At 75.2% G+C, this 21834-nt stretch carries 15 protein-coding genes; 5 read left to right on the forward strand and 10 right to left on the reverse strand.

The window, feature by feature from the left end:
- Entirely contained in the window at positions 1 to 717 is a 717-nt protein-coding gene (locus tag ACBI99_RS39710) for a PaaX family transcriptional regulator C-terminal domain-containing protein (RefSeq protein WP_357593150.1), read from the forward strand.
- Here ACBI99_RS39710 and ACBI99_RS39715 read toward each other — a convergent pair.
- Positions 707 to 1708 carry a hypothetical protein gene (locus tag ACBI99_RS39715; protein WP_375074819.1) on the reverse strand — a complete coding sequence of 334 codons (1002 nt, stop codon included), beginning with the start codon at positions 1706 to 1708 and terminating at the stop codon, positions 707 to 709. The genes ACBI99_RS39710 and ACBI99_RS39715 overlap by 11 nt on opposite strands.
- A 115-nt stretch (positions 1709 to 1823) precedes the next feature.
- On the opposite strand from ACBI99_RS39715, the gene ACBI99_RS39720 reads away from it, so the two are divergent.
- From ACBI99_RS39720 to ACBI99_RS39730, 3 genes are all read left to right on the forward strand, one after another.
- Positions 1824 to 3221, forward strand: a complete 1398-nt coding sequence (locus tag ACBI99_RS39720; RefSeq protein ID WP_375074820.1) for a glutamate--cysteine ligase — start codon at positions 1824 to 1826, stop codon at positions 3219 to 3221.
- Positions 3222 to 3286: 65 nt separating this feature from the next.
- Entirely contained in the window at positions 3287 to 4324 is a 1038-nt protein-coding gene (locus ACBI99_RS39725; protein ID WP_219517948.1) for a zinc-dependent alcohol dehydrogenase family protein, read from the forward strand.
- Positions 4325 to 4404: 80 nt separating this feature from the next.
- The gene (locus ACBI99_RS39730) at positions 4405 to 5010 is read left to right on the forward strand and encodes a response regulator transcription factor (RefSeq protein ID WP_364168736.1); all 606 of its coding nucleotides are present in this window, start codon (positions 4405 to 4407) and stop codon (positions 5008 to 5010) included.
- On the opposite strand, the gene ACBI99_RS39735 is transcribed toward ACBI99_RS39730, so the two are convergent.
- The 9 genes from ACBI99_RS39735 to ACBI99_RS39775 all read right to left on the reverse strand — a co-directional run bounded on the left by ACBI99_RS39735 (position 4894) and on the right by ACBI99_RS39775 (position 18020).
- On the reverse strand, positions 4894 to 6963 hold the full coding sequence (locus ACBI99_RS39735) for a prolyl oligopeptidase family protein (RefSeq protein ID WP_375074821.1): 2070 nt from the start codon (positions 6961 to 6963) through the stop codon (positions 4894 to 4896). The two genes, ACBI99_RS39730 and ACBI99_RS39735, sit on opposite strands and share 117 nt — an antisense overlap.
- Positions 6960 to 8702, reverse strand: a complete 1743-nt coding sequence (locus ACBI99_RS39740) for an ABC transporter ATP-binding protein (RefSeq protein ID WP_357593142.1) — start codon at positions 8700 to 8702, stop codon at positions 6960 to 6962. Before ACBI99_RS39740 ends, ACBI99_RS39735 begins: the two co-directional genes overlap by 4 nt.
- Positions 8699 to 10759 (reverse strand): ABC transporter transmembrane domain-containing protein, encoded by a 2061-nt coding sequence (locus ACBI99_RS39745; protein ID WP_375074822.1) that lies wholly within the window; start codon positions 10757 to 10759, stop codon positions 8699 to 8701. Before ACBI99_RS39745 ends, ACBI99_RS39740 begins: the two co-directional genes overlap by 4 nt.
- 79 nt (positions 10760 to 10838) lie before the next feature.
- Entirely contained in the window at positions 10839 to 10970 is a 132-nt protein-coding gene (locus ACBI99_RS39750) for a SapB/AmfS family lanthipeptide (protein ID WP_156325919.1), read from the reverse strand.
- A complete protein-coding gene (lanKC, locus tag ACBI99_RS39755) occupies positions 10942 to 13521 on the reverse strand; it encodes a class III lanthionine synthetase LanKC (protein ID WP_375074823.1) in 2580 nt (859 codons plus the stop codon). Before lanKC ends, ACBI99_RS39750 begins: the two co-directional genes overlap by 29 nt.
- A 93-nt stretch (positions 13522 to 13614) precedes the next feature.
- A complete protein-coding gene (locus ACBI99_RS39760) occupies positions 13615 to 14739 on the reverse strand; it encodes a sensor histidine kinase (RefSeq protein WP_375074824.1) in 1125 nt (374 codons plus the stop codon).
- Positions 14740 to 14855: 116 nt separating this feature from the next.
- Positions 14856 to 16550, reverse strand: coding sequence for an AMP-binding protein (locus ACBI99_RS39765; RefSeq protein ID WP_357593134.1), 1695 nt, complete (start codon positions 16548 to 16550; stop codon positions 14856 to 14858).
- A 133-nt stretch (positions 16551 to 16683) separates the two neighbouring features.
- Positions 16684 to 17118, reverse strand: a complete 435-nt coding sequence (locus tag ACBI99_RS39770) for a peptidase inhibitor family I36 protein (protein ID WP_375074825.1) — start codon at positions 17116 to 17118, stop codon at positions 16684 to 16686.
- A 44-nt stretch (positions 17119 to 17162) separates the two neighbouring features.
- A complete protein-coding gene (locus ACBI99_RS39775; protein ID WP_375074826.1) occupies positions 17163 to 18020 on the reverse strand; it encodes a hypothetical protein in 858 nt (285 codons plus the stop codon).
- 155 nt (positions 18021 to 18175) lie between these two features.
- On the opposite strand from ACBI99_RS39775, the gene ACBI99_RS39780 reads away from it, so the two are divergent.
- Positions 18176 to 21832 carry a hypothetical protein gene (locus ACBI99_RS39780; protein ID WP_375074827.1) on the forward strand — a complete coding sequence of 1219 codons (3657 nt, stop codon included), beginning with the start codon at positions 18176 to 18178 and terminating at the stop codon, positions 21830 to 21832.
- Positions 21833 to 21834 lie beyond the last annotated feature (2 nt).

Raw genomic sequence — 21834 nt, forward strand, 5'->3', positions numbered from 1 at the left:
ATGGAAGAGCGTAATGGACTGAGTGCCCGGTCGGCGGTGTTGAGCGCGTTGCTCGGCAGCCATCCGCCGAGCCTGCCCGCGCGCCGGCTGGTGCGCATCGGCGCGCTGTTCGGCATCGCCGAGGGCACGGTGCGGGTGGCGCTGTCACGCATGGTCGGCGCGGGCGACCTGACCCAGGAGGGCGGCCTCTACACGCTGTCGGAGCGGCTGGTGGAGCGCCAGGCCCGGCAGGACGAGAGCCGCGCCCCGCACACCCGGCCGTGGGACGGCACGTGGGAGATCGCCGTGGTGACCGCCGAGCGGCGGGCGCCGGCCGACCGGGCGGCCTTCCGCCACACGATGACCGCGCTGCGGCTGGCCGAGCTGCGCGAGGGCACCTGGATGCGGCCAGCCAACCTGCTGCGCGACTGGCCCGGCAGCGTGACCGCGCAGTGCACGCTGATCGACGGCCGCCCGCACGGCGACCCGACCCCGCTGCTGTGGGACCTGGAGGGGTGGGCGGCCGAGGCCCGCAGGCTGGAGGGGGCGCTCGGCCGCGCCGAGGGGCTGGCCGAGGGGTTCCTGGTGTCGGCGGCGGTGCTGCGCCATCTGCTCGCCGACCCGCTGCTGCCGCCGGAGCTGCTGCCGCCCGGGTGGCCGGGCGGCGAGCTGCGCGAGCGTTACGACGCCTTCGACCGCCGCTACCGGCGGCTGCTCGAACGGCACCTCACAGACTGACCCCGAAGATCACCCGCTTGCCGCGGAACTCGGTGAGGCTCCACAGCTTACCGTCGTGCACGGTCAGGTCCTCCGGGCCGACCGGGTACGGCCTGGCGGTCACCTCACCGCCGCGGTCCACGAGCAGCCTGCCGTTGCCGGAGCTGCCGCGCGACTGGCTGAGATACCAGGTGTCGCCCTGCGAGAGCGCGCCCTGGATCTTCTCGTGGCCCAGCAGGTGGGCGTCCTTGGGCGTGCCGTCCAGCGGCAGGTCCCAGCGGGCGACCCGGCCGCCCGGGCCGTTGTCGTACTCGCCGGAGATGAGCGTGCCCGAGGTCCGGTCGACGGCGGCGAAGGAGAAGACCGCGCCCTTGTCCGCCACCCGCCAGAAGTCGCTCTGCGGGATCACGTAGCGGTAGCCGAAGGCGTGCAGCCGGCCGCCGTGGCGGCCCACCCGGTTGCCGTCGCCCAGGTCGTCCTGGACGGTGCGCAGGTCGAGCACGTGGTTGAGGTCGAAGACGCGCAGCCCTCTGGTGGTGTCGGCCACGTACAGCAGGTCGCCGTGGCAGGCGACGCCGCCCGCGTGGATGTCGATCGGCGCGTAGGCGCCGTCGGGCTTGGCCTCCACGAGCAGCGCGTGCCGGTATTTCAGCGTGCGCGGGCTGAAGAACGTGGCCCTGATGCCCCGCTCCCCCCGCTCCGGCTTGTAGTACCAGGTCGCCACGAACACCGGCACGCCGATCGAGCCCGAGTCGTCGCCGCTGGTCAGGCCCTGCGGGTACCAGTCGAGGGTGTCCTGGTCGCCGGCGTCGAAGGCGTACCACTCGGCGGGGCGCGGGCTCATCGCGCCGAGCGCCGCGCGGGCGCCCCGGCGGACCGCGTCGCGGTTGGCGGCCTCCAGCACCGCCTCCACCGAGGCGGCGCCGATCTCGCCGGCCAGCCTGGCCGCCCCCTCGGCCAGCGAGCCGGTCGCCCGGCGCAACGTGAAGGGCGTCTCGTCCGTGGGAAGCATGTTCCCAGTCTGGCTGATGTGGCGGGGCTTTCAGGGGGGTATCGGCGATCCGGTCCCCCGCGGGGTCCGCCGCCGTGGGAGGTGTCAACCCGCTCCCCCAGGACAGAGGGGGGTGATGGGACGGGATCTGCACAAGGCGCGTTTTTCCGAGGAAGAGTTCCGGCTGTTCGGCGAACGGCTGGAGGAGCAGCTGGGCGTGCTGCGCGGGCTGCTGGAGCGGCCGGGGTTCGGCGAGGGCCCGGTCACGATCGGCGCCGAGCTGGAGTTGTTCCTCGTCGACGAGGCGGGCCGGCCGCTGCCGCGCAACAGCGAGGTCCGGGCGACGCTCGACGACCCGCGCGTGGTGCTGGAGCTGGGCCGGTTCAACCTGGAGGTGAACCTGACGCCGCTGCCGCTGGCCGGGCAGCCGTTCGAGCGGCTCGGCGCGGAGATCCAGGAGACGTTGCGCAAGGTGGACGCGGCCGTCGACGGGGGCGGGGCGCTGCCGATCGGCATCCTGCCCACGCTCGACGCCGACGACTTCACGCCGGACGCGATCAGTGACGAGAACCGGTACGAGGCGTTGAGCCGGGGCATCCGGCGGCTGCGGCTGGAACCGTTCCTGGTCAAGATCGACGACCTGGAGCTGTCGGTGGAGAACGTGATCCTGGAGAGCGCCAACACCTCCTGGCAGGTGCACCTGCGCACGCCGCCCGGCCGGTTCGCCCGGCTGTTCAACGCCGCGCAGCTCGCCATCGGCCCGGTGCTGGCGGTGTGCGGCAACTCGCCGCTGTTCCTGGGCCGGACGCTGTGGGAGGAGACGCGGATCGCGCTGTTCGAGGAGGCGGCCGACGACCGCGACGTGGAGCGGCTGTACCGCAAGGACGGGCGGGTCACGTTCGGCTCCGACTGGGTGAAGGAGGGCGCCTACGAGGTGTTCGAGCGGTACGTGCGCGACTACGACCCGGTGGTGCCCGATCTGACGGCGGCGGGCGATCCGGCCGAGGTGCCGCAGCTCCGGCTGCACCAGGGCACGATCTGGCAGTGGAACCGGCCCATCTACGACCCGGCCGACGGCGGCCACCTGCGCATCGAGATGCGGGCGCTGCCGGCCGGGCCGTCGTGCGCGGACATGGCGGCCAACACGGCGTTCCTGCTCGGGCTGACGCTGGCGCAGGCCGAGCGCGACCTGACCGGTTACCGGTTCGCGCAGGCGTACCAGAACTTCTACCGGGCGGCCATGCACGGGCTGGACGCCAAGCTGTCGTGGCCCGGCAGGGACGGCGAGTTCGAGGCCGCCGACCTGGTGCTCAGCCTGCTGCCGGAGGCGCGGGCGGCGCTGCTGGGCGCCGGGGTCGCGGCCAGGGACGTGGAGGACGCGTTCGAGATCATCGAGCAGCGGACGCGGCTGCGCCGCACCGGCGCGGCCTGGCAGCGGGAGACGCTGAAGGCGTTCGGCGGCGACCGGGAGCGGCTGGTGCGCCGCTACCGCGAGCTGGCACTGTCGGGCCTGCCCGTCCACCTGTGGCCGTAAGGGGGCCGGGCACCGCTCCCACCTGCCCTTGCGCGAGCCGCGGCAGTTGACCCTAAGCTCATGAGATGCGAGCGGTTGCCTTTGACGTCTTCGGTGGAGAGCTCGACGTGCGCGAGCTGCCCGACCCCGCCCCCGCCCCGCACGGGGCGGTGATCAGGGTCGAGGCGACCGGTCTGTGCCGCAGCGACTGGCACGGCTGGCAGGGACACGACCCGGACATCCGGGTCCTGCCCCACGTCCCCGGCCACGAGCTGGCGGGTGTGGTGGAGGCCGTCGGCGCCGAGGTGCGCGGCTGGCGTCCCGGCGCCCGGGTGACGGTCCCGTTCGTGTGCGCCTGCGGATCCTGTACGGCCTGCGCCACCGGCGACCAGCAGGTGTGCGAACGGCAGACGCAGCCGGGCTTCACCCACTGGGGCTCCTACGCCGAGCTCGTGGCCGTCGACCATGCCGACGTCAACCTGATCGCGATCCCGGAGGAGATGGCCGCGGTCACCGCCGCCGGGCTCGGCTGCCGGTTCGCCACGTCGTTCCGGGCCGTGGCCCAGGTGGGGCGGGTGCGGCCGGGCGAGTGGGTGGCGGTGCACGGCTGCGGCGGCGTGGGGCTGTCCGCCATCATGATCGCCACGGCGGCGGGAGCGCGGGTGGTGGCCGTCGACATCAGCACCGACGCGCTCCACCTGGCCGAGCAGGCGGGCGCCACCCACTTCGTCGACGGCTCGGCGGGCGACGCCGCCGCCCAGGTCAGGGAGCTGACCAGGGGCGGCGCGCACGTGTCGCTGGACGCGCTCGGCAGCCCGCAGACGTGCGCCGCCTCGGTCGAGAGCCTGCGCCGGCGCGGCCGTCACGTACAGGTCGGGCTGCTGCCCGGCGGGCCCACGCCGGTGCCGATGGACCGGGTCATCTCCCAGGAGCTGAGCCTGCTGGGCAGCCACGGGATGGCCGCGCACGCCTACCCGCCGATGCTGGAGATGATCAGGGCCGGGCTGCTGCAGCCCGACCAGCTCGTCACCCGGACGATCGGCCTGGCCGACGCCGGCAAGGCGCTGGCCTCGATCGGCTCCGTCCCCGGCGTCACCATGATCACACCCGGATTCCCTATCTGACATGGCCGCTTTTCAGCGGGGCGCGTTTGGGTAAGGATGAGACGCCCTGTGTGACTGCCCGCCTGACCACGAGGAACGCGATGATCCGAACCTTGCTGGCCGAGGACATGCATCTCGTCAGGGGGGCGCTCGTCGCCCTGCTCGCCTACGAGGAGGACATCGAGATCGTCGCGGAGGTGGACCGGGGTGACCGGATCCTCTCCACGGCGCTCTCCTGCAAGCCCCACGTCGCGGTGCTCGACATCGCGCTGCCCGGCCAGGACGGGCTCTCGGCCGCAGCCGAGCTGCACCGCGAGTTACCGGAGGTCGGGGTGCTGATCCTGACCGGGGTGGGCACGCCCGGCCTGCTGAAGCGCGGGCTGGACGTGCACGTGCGCGGCTTCATGGCCAAGGACGCGCCGCCCGGCCGGCTCGGCGACGCGATCCGGCGGGTGGCCGCCGGCGAGCGGGTGATCGACTCCGAGCTGGCGATCGCCGCGATGAGCCCGTCCGACGCGCCGCTCACCCAGCGGGAGCTGGACGTGATCGGCGCGGCGGCCGAGGGCGCCTCGGTGCCGGAGATCGCCGCGTCACTGTTCCTGGCCGAGGGCACCGTCCGCAACTACCTGCACCGGAGCACGTCCAAGCTGGGCGCGCGCAGCCGCATCGACGCCATCCGCATCGCCCGCGAAGCCGGGTGGATCTGAGCGGGTGTGCTCCGCCAGGAAGGCCAGCGCGTCGGCCGCGAGCGCGATGGACCTGCTGACGGCCCGCGCGCCGTGGCCCACGTCCGGCTCGTGGCGCAGCAGGATCGGCCGGTCGCCGCCGGTGGCGCGCTGCATCGCCGCGCACATCTTGCGCGCGTGCATCGGGTCCACCCGTGTGTCGGCCGCCGAGACCGTGAAGAGCGTCGCCGGGTAGTCCACCCCGTCGCGGACCCGGTGGTAGGGCGAGTAGGCCAGCAGCCACGCGAGCTGCTCGGGGTCGTCGGGGTCGCCGTACTCGCCGACCCACGACGGGCCGAGGCCGCTGCGGTGATAGCGGACCATGTCGAGCAGCCCGGCCGAGCACACCGCCGCCGCGAACAGGTCCGGCCGCTGGGTGACGGCCGCGCCGACGAGCAGGCCGCCGTTCGACTCGCCCCAGACGGCCAGCCGGTCGGGGGTGGTCCAGCCGTCGGCGACGAGCTTCTCGGCCGCCGCCGTGAAGTCGTCGAACACGTTCTGCTTGCGCTCCAGCATGCCGTCACGGTGCCACGCCTCGCCCTCCTCGCCGCCGCCGCGCAGCCCGGCGACGGCCAGCACGCCGCCGGCCTCCACCCAGGCGAGCGAGTCGCTGGCGTAGCCGGGCAGCAGGGGGATGCCGAAGCCGCCGTAGCCGGTCAGGATCGCCGGCCGGGGGCCGCCGCCGGACGGGCGGGCCACGACGAGCATCCGCACCCGGGTGCCGTCGGCCGAGGTGTACTCCAGGCGCCGGCTCTCCACGTCCGGCGCCGGCACGTGCCCCGGCGGGGTGGCCCACAGCGTGGCCTCGTCCCGGCGCGCGTCGTAGCGCCACACCTGCGGCGGCGTGACCGCGTCGGTGTAGCTGAACCACGCCTCGTGCCCCCCGCCGGGCCGTGACGTCAGCGGGCCGATCGAGCCGAGCCCCGGTAGCGGCACCTCGCCCAGCCGCTCCCCCGTCTCCGCGTCGTGCACGCCGATCTCGCCCACGGCGTGCCGGGTCGCCGACAGCAGCAGCCTGCCGCCCTGAAGGACGGTGAACGAGCCCAGCACCGCCTCGGGATCCTCCGCGACCAGCTCGCGCCACCGCTCAGGAGCCTCCGGATCGGCCACGCACAGCCTGCGGCGCGGCGCGTCCCGGTCCGTCAGCAGGTACAGCCGCCCGTCGGGGCCCACCCCCGCGGCCGTGCGCGCCCGCACGCCCTCCTGCACCGCGCGCGGCTCCCCGCCGCGCGCCAGGTCGGCCAGCCAGACGTCGTGGTACGAGGCGCCCGCCGAGATCAGCAGCCAGCGGCCGTCCGGGCTGATCGTCAGCCCGTAGGAGACCGGGCCGCGCTCGAACACCGGCACGTCCTCGGCCTCGCCGATCCGGTGCAGGTAGACGCCCTGGTGGAAGCGTACGTAGTAGAAGGCGTCGCCGCCGGGCAGCCAGGCCACCGGCGAGTAGCGGCAGCCGCCGATCGGGCCGTCGACCCGCTCGCCCGTGGCGACGTCGCCCACGTACAGGTCCGCGCGCTCGTCCCCGCTGCGCGAGAGCTGGTACGCCAGCAGGCGCCCCGCCGGGTCCGGCTGCCAGTCGTCGAGCGTCGTCAGGCCGCTCGGGTCGAGCTCCATCGGGTCGAGCACCGGCCGGTCGTCGCAGTACAGCACCGGGTGCTCCTGCCCGGCGTCCTGCCGCAGGTGGAAGCGCCGCTCGCCGCGCCACACCGGGGCGGTGACCAGGCCGACGCGGCTCAGCTCGGTCAGCCGGGCCAGGAAGCGCTCGCGCAGCGGCGGCCGGGCCTCACGCCACAGCGCGTCCTGCCCGGCCAGCCAGGCGCGGGTGTCGGGGCTGGCGGGGTCCTCCAGCCAGCGGTACGGGTCGCGCACCTCGTGGCCGTGCAGGTTCTCGACGAGGGGCAAGTAGGACGCTTCTGGATATTTCACGATTTTTGTCATGACACGGTCTCCGGTTCCCAATGTCCGGCCAGATCGGCATACAACGGTGAGGCGGCCACCAGCTCGTCGTGCCCGCCCACGATCGCCCGCCCGCCGTCCAGCAGCAGGATCCGCCGGGCCCGCAACGCCGACGTGAGCCGGTGCGCGACCACCACCAGCGTCCCGCCCCGCCGCACGAACGCCCGCTCCACCCGCGCCTCGGCCGCCGGGTCCAGATGGCACGTCGCCTCGTCCAGGATCACCAGCCGCGCCGGCGCCACGTACGCCCGGACCAGCGCCACGAGCTGCCGCTGCCCCGCCGGCAGCGCCCCCGGATCCACCACCGCCCCGTAGCCGCCCACCGCCTCCACCAGCTCCCTGGCCCCCAGCTCCGCCACCGCCCGGTCCAGCACCGCGTCCACCTCGTGGCCCCCGCCGGAACCGGCCCCCCGCACTTCCCCAGCAGCGCCCACCGGGGTCTCCGCCTCTTCGGTGGGGTGTTCGCGGAGGTAGGTGAGGTTGTCGCGGAGGGTGCCGCGGAAGACGTACGCCTCCTGCGGGATGAGGACGCGGGCCGCCGGGTGGACGTCCGGGGCGGGGATGCCGCCGACGAGGACCTCGCCGGCGCCGGGCCGTAGGGTTCCGGCGACGAGCGCCGCCAGCGTGGACTTGCCCGCGCCGCTCGGCCCGACGACGGCCAGGTGGTCGCCCTCCGGGATGCGCAGGTCCAGACGGTCGACGACGGGCTCGGAGTGGGGCCCGTACGCGAACGAGACCCCGCGCAGCCGCACCTCGGCGCCCGGCGGCGTGAGGCGGGCCGAGACGGGCGGGCGGGCCGGGGCCGCGGCGGTGATGCGCGCCAGCGTCGCCGCGAGCCGTACGCCGCTGACGCCCAGCCCCTGGATGAGGCCGTTCAGGGCCGGGGCGAGGGACTGGGTGACGTACGCGAGCGTGCCGACGATGACGCCCGCGCCCGCGCCGCCCGCCAGCAGCCGGGGCGTCCCGGCGAGCACGAGCACCACCGGCAGCCAGCCGCCGACGGCGAGCGCGGCGGTGCGCACCGCCGTCATCCTGGCCAGCGACCGGGCCGCGGCGGCCTGCCGGGCGACGCGCGCGGACAGACGGGCGTCGGCGCGGTCCTCGTCCCCGCAGGCCACGATGTCGCGCAGGCCGCCCGCCAGGCCGGTCATCGCGTCGGACAGCTCCTCGTCGGCCACCAGGAACGCGCGCTGCCGCCGGGCGAGCGCCGGCAGCGACGCCAGGAACAGCACCAGCCCCGCCACGAACGCGGGCAGCACGAGCACGAGCGCGCCCGGCACCAGCGTCGACAGGCCGATCACCACCCCCGCCACCGTGAACGCGAATCCGCGCACGGTGGTGACGACGGCGGCGAACGCGTCCCTGGCCAGCTCCACCTGCAGCCCGGCCCGCGCGACGGCCGCGCTGTCGCGGGGCTCGCGGGCGTGCACGGCGTCCTCGACGACCCGGGTGAGCAGGTCGTCGCGGAACGGCTCGGCGATCCCGGCGACGGCGAGCACCACCTGGCGCGCGGCCACGGCCGCCAGCGCCCACGCGGCGCCCAGCGCGGCCAGCCACACCAGGCCCGTCCCGGGGCTTCCGGCGGCGAACCCGTCCTCGATGGCGCGCGCGACGGCATGCCCGATGAGCACCGCCGGGGCCGCCTCCAGCAGCGACCACACGCCGATCCTCACCAGCAGCCGCGGCTCCCGCCGCAGCGCCCCCCACACCACCCCCCTCACCGCCCACCACCGAACCCCCCGCTTTGCCGAGGCGCCAGCCCACCCTGCCCCTGATGGGGAACAGCCGCCCCCCGGCCCTCCCCCGAGGTGAGGGCATCGCCCGCAAGGCGGCCGTCCCGGCGGGGAGCGGGGGCCGAAGGGCCGCCCGCCAAGCCCTCACCCTGGCCGGGAGCGGGCGCCGCCCGGTCCTCCCCCTCGACGGGCGCGCCACCCGGAAGGTGACCGTCCCGGCAGGGAGCGGGGGCCGGAGGGCCGTCCGCGAAGCCCTCGCGCGCTCGGGGCGGGGGTGGGGGGTGGTGCTTGCCCGAGGCGGCGGGGGCGTCCGTGGGGTGGGGGGTGGACTGGAAGATGGCCCGGTAGGCGGGGTCCTGCCAGAGGTCGTGGTGGGGGCCGGTGGCGCGGACGGCGCCGTTGTCGAGCCAGATGACCTGGTCGGCGCGGGCGGCCGTGGCGAGGCGGTGGGCGACGATGAGGCGGGTGCGGCCGCGCGGGTCCTCGGTGAGGGCGCGGGCGACCTGGCGTTCGGTGACGGTGTCGAGGCTGGAGGTGGCGTCGTCCAGCACGAGGAGCCGCTCGCCGCGGGCGAACGCGCGGGCGAGGCCGAGGCGCTGGCGTTCGCCGCCGGACATGGGGGCGTCGGCGAGCGGGGTGTCGTAGCCGTCCGGCAGCCGCCGTACGAAGGAGTCCGCGCAGGCCGCGCGTGCCGCCTCGGTGACGTGCTCGGGCAGGTCGTCGCCGGAGGGGCCCGGGTACGGGGTGAGGGCGTCGGCGATGGTGTCGCCGGTCAGGACCGGGCGTTCGACGGCGTACCCGATGGCCCGGCGCAGGGTGCGGCGGGGCAGTTCGGTGAGGGGGACGCCGTCGAGGAGAACGGCGCCGCCGGACGGGTCGGCGAGGCGGGCGGCGAGGGCGGCTAGCAGGGACTTGCCTGATCCGGAGCGGCCGACGACGGCGGTGACGGTGCCGCCGGGGATGACCAGCTCGGGGACGGCGAGCCCGGCGGCGGTGACGGACCGGAACTCGAGGGTGCCGGGGGTGCGGCCGGAGGCGGCCCCGCCGGCCGTCCCGGAAGGCTTGGGAGGGTGCGGCGGTAAGGGGTGGGTGCCGTAGTGGGGGGTGGGGAGGGTGAAGAGCTCGGCGACGCGGGCGGCGGCGGAGCGGGCGCGGGCGAGGCCGCCGAGGTAGCCGAGGGCGCCGCTGAGGGCGGCGCCGAGGACGGCGTAGCGGGCGGCGGCGTAGAGTTCGCCGATCGTGAGGTCGCCGGCGGCGAGCAGGAGCCCGCCGGCGGCGAGGACGGCGATCTCGACGACGGGCACGACGAGGCCCGCCTGGACGCCGGCGGTGGCGTTGGCGCGCCACAGTCCGAGGCCGCGGGCGCGCAGGCGGGGCAGGGGGCCGAGGACGCGGCGGGCCTCGCGGTCGGCGGTGCCGGCGGCGGTGATGGTGCGGGCGCCGCCGAGCGCGTCGACGAGGCGGGCGGCGATCTCGCCCTGGACCTCCTGGTAGCCGCCGGCGACGGCGGTGGTGGTGCGCAGGAAGGCGCGCAGGACGAGCAGGATGGCGACCACGCCGGCGGCGAGGGCGGCGGCGAGCCGCGGGTCGATGAGGACGAGGGCGACGAGTGCGCCCACGGTGGGGACGAGCGGGGCGAGGGCGCCGGTGACGGCTTCGGGGGCGCGGCCGACTTCCTCGGTGTTGAGCCCGGTGCGGGTGACGAGCTCGCCGCCGGGGTAGCGGCGGGTCACGGGCAGGCCGGCGGCGAGGACGTGGCGCAGGAGGCGCAGGCGGAGTCCGGCGGCGGCGTGGGCGGCGCTGGCGCCGCGGGCCCAGACGCCGAGGCTCTCGCAGAGCATGACGGCGGCGACGACGGCGGCGCTGAGCGCGAGCCAGAACGTCTGCTGGGGGGCGGCGGCGGTGAAGGCGTCGACGGTGCGGCCCACGAGGTAGGGCAGGGCGAGTTCGGCGGCGGCGCCGGTGATCGCGGTGACGGCGAGGATCGCGGGCCAGGGCCCGCCGCGCCGTACCGTGTCGAGCACGAGCCGGTCTGCGGCCTGCATCCGTCGTCTCCTCGGGGGGCATGAAGGTGAGCGGGTCCCCGCGCCGGCACCTGCGGTGCGGGGACCCGTGCCACAGGATCTAGTGGCAGATGGCGACACTCAGGTTGCTGGGCTTGCCGGAGTGACACGTGAGAACCGTGAGCGTGCTGCCGCCGCTGGCCACGTCGCTGGCCGCGGGAGCCTCAAGACCCTGCAGGTCGAGAAGAACCATGTGAAGACACCTCCTTCCGAGGCTCGTCGGGGACAGGCCGCTCGGGTGCGGCCTCAAGGAACGGCAGTCGGACGGTCCGCTCCGCGTGCCCCGTGCCGTGCACGGTGCCGAGGGCGAACAGGACGCCGGCCGTTCCGGTCGCGAAATCCATGGACAGGCGCAGGAGCTGGTCTCCGGGGAAGGCGAGCCCGCCCGCGTGGGGCAGGGCGTGCCAGCTCAGTGCCTTGACGTGCGCGTCGGCCAGGGGGTCTCCGGCGAGCGCGGCGACGATGCCGGCGCGGCCGGTGAACAGCCCGGACTGGACGAAGAAGCCGGAGCCTGCGACGAGGCGCAGCGCGTCCAGCTCGCCGGCGAGCTCGTCGCCGGGGCGGTGGGTGAGGTAGCGGGCGAGGACGAGGGCGATGCCGACGGATCCCTCGTCGAGGTAGGGCAGCAGCCGCCAGCCCTGGTTCACCTGGAGGGAGCCGTCCTCGGCGCGGCGGCAGCGGCGCAGGTCCTGGCGGAGCGCGGTGGCGGCCAGGTCGAGCAGCGCGGTGTCGCCGGTGCGCTCGTAGGCGTGGAGGAAGAGCAGGGCGGGCCCGGACGAGCCGTACATGAGGCCGGCGCGTGGGTTGTCGCCGCCGCTGAGCTCGGGCACGTCGTCGGGGCCGCCGAGCCGGTCGGCGCACAGTTCGACGGCGCGGCGGGCCTCGTCGGGGAAGCCGAGGTGGAAGAAGGTGAGGCCGAGGCCGGACAGTCCGGAGTGCAGCGCCGGTTCGAGGCCTTCCCAGTGCTCGCGCAGGCTGATGCCGATGGTGTCGAGCGCGGTCTGGCGGTGGCCGAGCCGGTCCAGGACGTACGCGATGCCGTGCAGGCCGTCGTAGAGGCCGAGGCCGGAGCCTGGGGCGGGCCGCAGGGCGCGGGCGAGCAGCCACTCCTCGTACTCGGGGAAGCGGCCGGCGCCGGTGGCCTCCAGCGCGTACAGGACTCCGGCGGCGCCGGTGGCGAGGTTGAGGCCGCCGCCGGGCTTGAACTGGGCCACGTCGCCGGGGAAGAGCCGGTCGTCGCGTCCGGGGGTGGCGCTGGCGCGGATGGCCTTGACCATGGCGTCGCGCAGGTGCGGCCAGGGGGTGACGCCGGGCAGCGGCGGGGGCGGGGTCTCGGTTTCGCCGCCGAGGATCGTGGCGACGGCGCGGGTCACGCTCTCGCGGGGCACGGGGAAGGTCTCGGTGACGAGCTCGCCGAGGTGGGCGACCTTGGGCCGGTGCAGCGGCAGCATGATCGTGCACTGCGGGGCGAACAGGCCGAGCCGCAGGCAGGCGAGCGCATACCTGTCGACGTCGGCGCCCTGCCGGTCGGGGGGCGCGGCGAAGGCGGGGTGGGCGAGCGCGGCGCGGGCGCCGTCGCCGGTGAGGGTGGCCACCTCGTAGTCGATGAGCACGACCCGGCCGTCGTCGGTGAGCAGGATGTTGTCCGGGTGCAGGTCGCCGAAGACCACGCCGCGCCCGTGCAGCTCGTCCACGGCCGCCTCGACCTGGTCGAGGGTGTCGAGCGCCCAGCGCGTGTAGTCGGCGAGGTCGGCGTCGGTGCAGGTGGCGCGGGTGAGCGGGTAGCGGTGGACGAGCCGGCGTTGCAGCGGCGTCCCGTCGACGAACTCCTGCACGAGGAAGTGGTGCTCGCCGAGCGTGAAGTAGCCGCGCAGGCCGGGCGCGGCGCTGAGCCCGTCGAGGCGTTCCAGGATGTCGCGTTCGTGCTCCAGGCGGGCGACGGCGTCGCGGCCGGCGGCGTCCAGCCCGGCGTGCGGCCTGGCCTCCTTGAGGACGACCCGCTCCCCGGTGCCCGTGTCGCGGGCCAGGTAGACGCCGCCGCCGTTGGAGAAGTGCAGGACGCTCTCGATCGTGTACGGGAGCCCGCTCGTGGTGACGGCGTTGCGCGCGGCCAGGTGGGGTTCGAGGAAGCCGGGCAGCGTCGTCCAGGGGGGCACCGTGAAGGTGGCGCCGCGCACGTCGGGCACGAGCTTGCCGCCGCCGTCCTCGACGGCGAGCACGCGCTCGCCGGAGCCGGACAGGCAGTGCCGCTCGGCGAACCCGCCGTAGCGCACGTACAGCGGGCCGTCGCCGTAGCGCAGGTCGCTGAGGATGTACGGGCCCCGCACCCCGCGCAGCAGCTCGTCGAGCTCTTTCAGGACGAGTTCGAGCTGGCCCTCGTCGCGCGGGTAGATCGTGACGAGTTTGCCGCTGGAGGCGCGGGAGGCGGCCTTGGAGTTCAGCATGATCAGGACGGGCGCACCGCGCAGGAACTTGAACGCGATGCCGCGCGGGACGCAGTAGTCCCAGACGGCGGCTATGGCGCGCTCGGCGTCGTCGGCGCGGGCGGACACGTGGATCTTCCAGCCCTGGGCGGGCAGGGGCGGCTCACCGGTGGGGGCGTAATAGCACCAGGTGTCGGTCGTGTCATGAAACCAGCCCTCCGGCACGGGCCGGCGGGGGAATTCCGCGCCATCGGCTGCGCTGTGGTCGAGATTGTCGTAGAACAATCTGTCGGCCAGGCAGTACAGCTCATACTGATCCATGCGTTAGAGATTGCCCGCCAAGCCCGGATTGCGTCTAGTAACACATAACATGACTGATGTGTGGCAATTTAATTCGCATTTGTGAATTTTTCACTATAAGGCGCGTGGGAGAAATACGGTGAATGTGAATTCGCCGCTGCGCAGGGCCGTGGCCTCCAGCCAGCCGCCGAGCACCGACACGCGTTCGGCCAGGTTGAGCAGCCCCTGGCCGGCGTCTCCCGGCTTGCGCGGCGGGCCGACGCCGTCGTTGCGGATCGACAGGCGCACCAGGCCGTCACGTTCCAGCAGGTGCACGACGCACTCGCGGGCGGTGGCGTGGCGCAGCACGTTCGTCACGCCCTCGCGCAGCGCGTGGGTGAGCGCCTCGGCGACCTCCCACGGCAGCTCACGGCACGACACCTTGACCTGGCAGCGCACCCCGACCGACTCCAGCAGCGCGCGGGCCGAGCTCAGCTCCCGCTCCAGCGACGAGCGCCGCACGCCGTGGGCGACCGCGCGGACGTCGGCGGCCAGCCCGCGCGCCAGCGCGAGCGTCTCGTGCACCTCGTTCTCGCACTTGTCCAGGTCGTCGCGCAGCAGCCGCTGGATGAGCTGCACCTTCAGCACCAGGACGGTGAGCCGGTGGCCGACCAGGTCGTGCAGGTCGCGGGTGAAGCGGCGGCGCTCGAACGACACGGCCTTGCCGATCATCTCGGTGCGCGCCTCCGACAGGCGGTGCGCCCGCACGGCCAGGCTCACGACCGCGAACTCGGCCAGCCCGACCACCGGCGCGGAGACCGCCCACCCGAGGTCCACCGACGCCTGGTCGGGCGCGGCCAGCAGCAGCGGGCCGGTGACCAGCGCGAGCGCGACCAGCACGAACGAGCGGATCCGGTCGGCGGCCAGCAGCAGCGCCCCGGCGAGCAGCCCGCACACGGGCGTCCACGCCGCCCCGAACAGCGGCAGCGGCAGGTAGGTCAGCCACGACTGCAGCCCGGCCGCCCACCACCCCGGGCTGCCGCCGGTCAGCAGCCCGAGCACGAACCTGGCGTGCACGGCCAACAGCACCAGCAAGGTCACCGACCCGGCCAGTTCCCGCCCGCTCCCCGCCAGGCTCGACTGCACCGCCACGGAGACGCCGAGCAGCCCGGCCGTCAGCCCGATGCCGCCCGTCCACAACGGCGACGAGGGACCGGCCGTCCAGGAGCGCGACCGGCGAACGCTACGTGTCTCTTCCACCCGTCCCCCGCCATGCGGCTGACCCGACAGGACCGTACCGTCGCGAGAGCGCCCACCACCCCCGCCTCTTACCCATCGGACCCGATCGGGCCGGTGTTGCACACCTCAGGTCGTGCTCAGCCCTTCAGTTCGGGGAACTGGTCGTCACGCCACTCCGTGGCGGCGCCGCCGGGCAGCTCGGCCTCGCGGGTCCGCAGCTCGACGCGGCGGATCTTCCCGGAGACCGTCTTGGGCAGCTCGGCGAACTCCAGGCGCCGGACGCGCTGGAACGGGTTCAGGTGGTCGCGGGCGTGCTTGAGGATCGAGTACGCGGTCTCCCTGGTCGGCTCGTAGCCCGGGGCGAGCGTGACGTACGCCTTGGGCACGGCCGTGCGGACCGGGTCGGGGGCCGGGACGACGGCGCTCTCGGCCACCGCGGGATGCTCGATGAGCACCGACTCCAGCTCGAATGGGCTGATCTTGTAGTCGCTGGCCTTGAACACGTCGTCGGTGCGGCCCACGTAGAAGATGTAGCCGTCCTCGTCCACGGTCGCCACGTCACCGGTGTGGTAGTGACCGCCGGCCATCGCCTCGGCGGTGCGGCCGGGGTCGCCCTGGTAGCCGCGCATGAGCGGGACGGGCCCGCGCGCCAGGTCGAGGCAGATCTCGCCCTCGCCCGGCCCGTTCAGCGGCCGGCCGGTGACGGGGTCGACCAGCACCACGGGGACGCCGGGCAGCGGGCGGCCCATCGAGCCGGGCTTCACCGGCGAGCCGGGGGTGTTGCCGACCTGGGCGGTGGTCTCGGTCTGGCCGAAGCCGTCGCGGATGGTCAGCCCCCAGGCCCGGCGCACCTGCTCGATGACCTCCGGGTTGAGCGGCTCGCCCGCGCCGATGACCTCGCGCAGGCCGGGGGGCCGCTCCCCCAGGTCGGCGTTGATGAGCATGCGCCACACGGTCGGCGGGGCGCAGAAGGTGTTGACGCCGCGCTCGCGCAGCTGGGCGAGAAGCGCCGCCGCGTCGAAGCGGCCGTAGTTGTAGACGAAGATCGTCGCCTCGGCGATCCACGGCGCGAAGAAGCACGACCAGGCGTGTTTCGCCCATCCCGGGGCCGAGATGTTGAGGTGCACGTCGCCGGGCCGCACGCCGATGAAGTACAGGGTGGACAGGTGCCCGACCGGGTACGACACCTGCGTGTGCTCGACCAGCTTCGGCCGCGACGTCGTGCCGGAGGTGAAGTAGAGCAGCACCGGGTCGCCGGTCGCGGTGCCGGGGTGCGGGATCGGCTCCCACGTGAGCGCGGCGGCCTGCCTGAGGTCGGCCCAGCCGTCGGCCGGTCCGACGCTGATGCGCGTGTAGCCGCCGGGCACGCCGGCGAAGCGGCCGGTGTCGGCGGCGTTGCAGACGACGTGCCGGGCGCCGCTGCGCTCGATCCGGTCGGCCAGGTCGGCGGTGGTGAGCGCGGTGGTGGCGGGCAGGATGACCGCGCCCAGCTTCATCACCGCCAGCATCGACTCCCACAGCTCGACCTGGTTGCCCAGCATGAGCATGACCGGGTCGCCCTTGGACACCCCGCGGGCCGCCAGCCACGACGCCAGCCGGTCGGAGGCGCGGGACATCTCCTCGTAGCCGCGCTCGGTGACGGTGCCGTCCTCCTCCACGATGACCAGGGCCGGCCGGTCGTTGCCCCGGGCGACGGCGTCGAACCAGTCGACCGCCCAGTTGAAGCGGTCGCCCAGCTCCGGCCAGCGGAACTCGGCCACCGCCCGCTCGTGCTCACCGCGCAGCGACAGCAACAGGTCCCGGCTCGCCCTGTAAGCCTCGGTCACGTCCATGTCGGGCACTCCTTCGTCGATCAGCGCTGCGTCTCATCTCATACCGCCGATCGCGATCTGTCACCCGTGGCCCGCCCGTACGCCGGACGGGCGGCCCGGGACGCCCCGGACCGCCCGCGTCGCACCGGCCGCGTCAGGTGAGGATCGTCGTGCACTCGCCCGGAGTCACCCACTTGTGCGAGGTGATCCTGTCGTTCACGATGACGCCGTTGCTGAACCGGTTGTCGGTCAGGTTGTCGGCGTACAGCTCGCCCGCCAGCAGGCAGGTGTGGCCGCCGCCGTGGTTGATGTCCTGGTAGAACTTGACCGCGTCACGCCCGCCGGTGAAGCCCCGGTTCATCACGGACGAGGCCTTGTCGGTGGCCCCGGCGCCCCAGTACGAGCTGTTGCCCGCGGTGGCGATCAGCCGGGTGCCCTCGCAGTTGAGGTCCTGCCAGGCGTACATGTAGCCGTTGCGCGGCCCCCAGTCGTCGTCGCAGCCGCCCGCCGCCTGCGCGGCGGTGGAGGGCACGGTGACGCCGAGGCAGGCGAGGCCGAGGAGCATCGCCGAGATGGTGATCTTGCGCATGGTGCTTTCCTCTCGTTGGGTGGGTGGTGCGTGGACGGTGAAGGTCAGCGGCGTTCCGGGACGATGCGCACCGCCCGCTCGTAGGCCCGCAGGCCGAGCCTGCGGTAGGCGTCGAGGTCGGCGCCGAACCGGTCGCGCAGGCGGTCGCGGTAGTGCTCCTCCCGGGCCGTGGCCACGGCGCGCAGGGAGGTCGCGCGGGCGCAGGTCGCGTCCGCGACGGCGGTCTCGCGCTCGGCCGCGAAGCCGCTGGAAGCACGGCCCAGGACGGCGTCCCGGGCCTGCTGGGGGTCGGCGTACGGGTGTCCCGCGGCCTTCATGCACCGGGACCAGGCCCGTATCGCCGCGGTGAGCCGGGCGTCCCGCATGAGGTCGTCGCCGTAGAGCGCGCCCAGGCTCATGGCGACCTTGCTGACGCGGAACCACTCGGCGGGGTCGCCGTACAGCTCGCGGCCGGCCTCCTCCCCGCAGCCGCCGAGGCGTTTGCGGATCTCGCCGCCGCCCGGCAGCCGCGCGGTGAGCAGGCGGGCGCCGCGGCCCCCGTCGAGCGCGGCGTCGAACGCGGCGCGCCGGGCCTCCGGCAGGCCGCGCCGGTAGGCGGCGTTGGGGTCGTCCCCGTCCTTGCCGCCGATCCGGCTGCCGTACCCGTAGGCACGCGCCCAGGCCACGTCGTCCTGGACGTAGCGCACCGGGCGGCTCTCCTGGAGCGTCAGCTCCCGGTCCTCCCAGTAGCCGAAGCCGTGCCGGTTCATGCACTGCCGGATCAGCCGCTGCTGGGCGTCGGCGATCCGCAGCTCCTGCCGCCAGGTCAGCGCCGGCGCGGGCGGTTGCGCCGCCGCCCCGCCCGAGCATCCGGTCGCGGCGGCCGCCATGACCGCGCAACAGGCGATGAGCACGCCTCTCATGGCCCCGAACCCCCGTTTCCCCGTGTCGCCGTGGCCGTTCGCTCCGGTCCTATCGCGGCGGGGCCTGTTCGGTGTCGGTGGCGGGCGCCGAACAAACACATGACGAACAAAGGGCCCTGATGCAGAATGGTTTGACCGGCTCTACGGGGGTGGGCGTGCCACGAGGTGAGCTCCCGCTGCCGCCCGGCGACGACGCGCTGGTGAGGTTCGCGGCGGACCTGCGTGAGCTGCGCCGGCGCGCGGGCGGGCCGACCTACCGGGAGCTGGCCAAGCGGGCCCATTACTCGCTGGCGACGCTGTCGGGGGCGGCGAGCGGGCAGCGGCTGCCGAGCCTGGCGGTGACCCTGGCCTACGTGACGGCGTGCGGCGGCGACGCCGCAGAGTGGGAGAAGCGCTGGCACGCCACGGCGGCCGAGCTGGCCTCCGCCGAGGATCCCGAGCCGGACCTGCGGGCGCCCTATGCGGGGCTGTCGGCGTTCCGGGAGGAGGACGCCGATCTGTTCTTCGGCCGGGAGCGGTTCGCCGACGAGCTGACCAGGCGGCTGGAGGCCGATCGGCTCGTCGCGGTGTTCGGCGCCTCGGGCGCGGGCAAGTCGTCGCTGCTGCGCGCCGGGCTGCTCGCGCGCTGGCCGCACCGGTCGATGATCATCACGCCCGGCGCGCACCCGCTGGAGGAGTGCGCCGTCCAGCTCGCCCGCCTGACGGGCGCGTCCCCGGCGCGCATCCGCGCCGACCTGGCCGCCGGGCCGCGCGCCCTGCACCTGTTCGCGTGCCAGGCGGCCGGGGACCCGCCGGGCGACCTGCTGGTCGTCGTCGACCAGTTCGAGGAGGTCTTCACCCTGTGCCGCGACGAGACCGAGCGGGCCCGGTTCGCCGAGGCGCTGGTCACGGCGGCGCGGGCGGGCAACTCGCGGTGCCGGGTGGTGCTGGGCGTCCGCTCGGACTTCCACGCCCACTGTGCCGGGCATCCGGCCCTGCGCGGCGAGCTGGACCGCCCGCTCGTGCTCGGCCCGATGACGCCCGGCGAGCTGCGGCGGGCCATCACCACGCCCGCCACGCGCGCCGGCTGCGTGGTCGAGCAGGCGCTGCTGGTCGAGCTCGTGGCGCACGCCGGGGGCCGGGTCGGCGTGCTGCCGCTGCTGTCGCACGCGCTGCTGGAGACGTGGCGGCGACGGCGCGGCAACACGCTCACGCTGACCGGCTTCCAGGCGGCGGGCGGGATCGACGGCGCGCTCGCCCACACCGCCGAACGCGTCTACGGCCGGCTCGGACCGGCCGGGCAGGAGCTGGCCAGGGACCTGTTCCTGCGGCTCACCGCGCTCGGCGAGGGCACCGAGGACACCCGGCGGCGCGTCACCCTGGCCGAGCTCGACGCGGGCGACCCCGGCACCGAGGTGGTGCTCGGCCGCCTGGCGGCGCAGCGGCTGATCACCGTCGACGACGGCGCCGTCGAGCTCACCCACGAGGCGCTGATCCGCTCCTGGCCGCGCCTGCACGGCTGGCTGGCCGAGGACCGCGACGCGCTGCGCGCCCACCGGCGGCTCACCGAGGCCGCGCAGACCTGGCGGGAGCTGGACCGCGACCCGAGCGCCCTCTACCGGGGCGTCCGGCTGGAGGCGGCGGCCGAGGCCGGCGGCAGGCTGAGCGCGCTCGAACGCGAGTTCCTGGCCGCGAGCCGGGCGGCCGAGGCGGCGCAGGAGGAGGCGGCCCGGCGCGGCGTCCGGCGGCTGCGCCGGCTGGTGGTGCTGCTCAGCGCGCTGCTGGTGCTGGCCGTGGCCGCGAGCGCCGTCGCCGTCGCGGCCCAGCGGCAGGCGGCCCGCGAGCGCAACACCGCCACCTCCCAGCGGGTCGCCGAGCGGGCGGCGGCGCTGCGCGCCACCGATCCGGCGCTGGCCGCGCAGCTCAGCCTGGCCGCCTACCGGCTGTCGGCGAACGAGGTGACCCGCGGCAGCCTGCTCAGCGCGTTCGGCACCCCGTACGCGACCCGGCTGACCGGGCACGGCGACGCGGTGACGGCGGTGACGCTCAGCGGCGACGGGCGGCTGGCCGCCACGGCGGGCGCCGACGGCACGATCAGGCTCACCGACACCCGCGACCCGCGCCACCCGCGCCCGCTGGCCGCCCTCACCGCCGACGCGGTCTCGGCGGCGCTGAGCCCCGACGGACGCACGCTGGCGGCGGGCGCCGGCGACGCGGTGCTGCTGTGGGACACGACCGATCCCGCCAGGCCCGCGCCGCTGCCGGGTCTGGCGGGCGAGGCCGGGGCCGGGGCGGTCGCCTTCGGCCCGGACGGCCGGACGCTGGCGAGCGCGGGCGCCGACGGGGCCGTCCGGCTGCACGACCTGGACGGCGGCGAGCCGGTCACGCTCGACGGCCACTCCGGCGGCGTGACGGCGCTGGCCTTCGGCCCGGACGGGCGCACGCTCGCCTCCGCCGGGGCCGACGGCACCGCCCGGTTGTGGGACCTCGGGACCCGTACGCCGGTCGTGCTGGCGGGGCACACCGGCGCCGTCCACGCGGTGGCGTTCACCGGTCCGGCGCTGGCCACGGCGGGCGAGGACCGCACCGTGCGCCTGTGGGACCTCGACGGCCGCCCGCTGGCCACGGCCGAGGGCCACACCGACGCGGTGCGCTCGCTGGCGTTCACCGGCGACGCGCTCGTGTCGGGCGGGGCCGACGCCTCCGTGCGGGTGTGGGACGTGGGCGACCCGCGCGAGGTGCGCGAGCTGGCCGTGCTCGCCGGGCACACCGGCGCGGTCACCTCCGCCGCCTCCGCCGGGCGCACGCTGGCCACGGCCGGCGCGGACCAGACGACGCGGCTGTGGGACCTGCCGGGCGACACGCTCACCGGCCACCGCAGCTCCGTCTACGGGGCGGCGTTCAGCCCCGACGGCCGCACCCTGGCGACCGGCGGCTACGACCGGACGATCCGGCTGTGGAGCGTGCGCGAGCGCACCTCGCGGGTGCTGCGCGGGCACGACGGCCCGGTCAACGCGGTGGACTTCAGCCCCGACGGCCGGACGCTGGCCAGCGCGAGCGCCGACGGGACGGCCCGGCTGTGGAACCTGCGCGAACGCACCTCGGCCGTGCTGGCCGAGCACCCGGACGCGGTGGAGTCGGTGGCGTTCGGCCCTGGCGGCCGGCTGCTGGCCGTGGCGAGCTCCGACGGCACCGCCGCGCTCTGGGACGTCCCGGCGCGCGCCCGCCTGGTCACGCTGCGCGGGCACGCCGGGCCGGTCAACGACGTGGCGACGACCGGCAGCCTCGTCGCCACCGCGAGCGCCGACCACAGCGTGCGCCTGTGGGACGTCTCGGGGCGGCTGCTCTCGTTCACCCACGGCCACGAGGACGCGGTCAAGTCCGTGGCGTTCAGTCCCGACGGCCGGACTCTGGCCACCGCGGGCTCCGACCGCCGCGTCATGCTCTGGGACGTCGCCGACCCCGCCGCGCCCAGGCGCGTCGCGGTGCTCGACGGCTACACGGACGCGGTCAAGTCGGTCGCGTTCAGCCCGGACGGCCGCGTCCTGGCGACGGCGAGCTCGGACCGGACCGCCGTGCTGTGGGACGTGGCCGGCCGCGCCAGGCTGGCGACGCTGCGCGGCCACGCCAAGCCGGTCGACGCCGTCGCGTACGCCCCCGACGGGCGGACCCTCGTCACGGCGGGCGAGGACTGGACGGCCAAGCTGTGGGCCACCGACCCGGAGCGGACGGCGGCGCGGATCTGCGCGACCGCCAGCCCGCCGATCACCGCCGACGAGTGGTCCCAGCACTTCCCGGGTCTGCCCGCCCAGCCGCTCTGCCCCGAGCCCTAGTG

This window comes from Nonomuraea sp. ATR24 (assembly GCF_041950485.1).
GTDB lineage: Bacteria > Actinomycetota > Actinomycetes > Streptosporangiales > Streptosporangiaceae > Nonomuraea > Nonomuraea ceibae.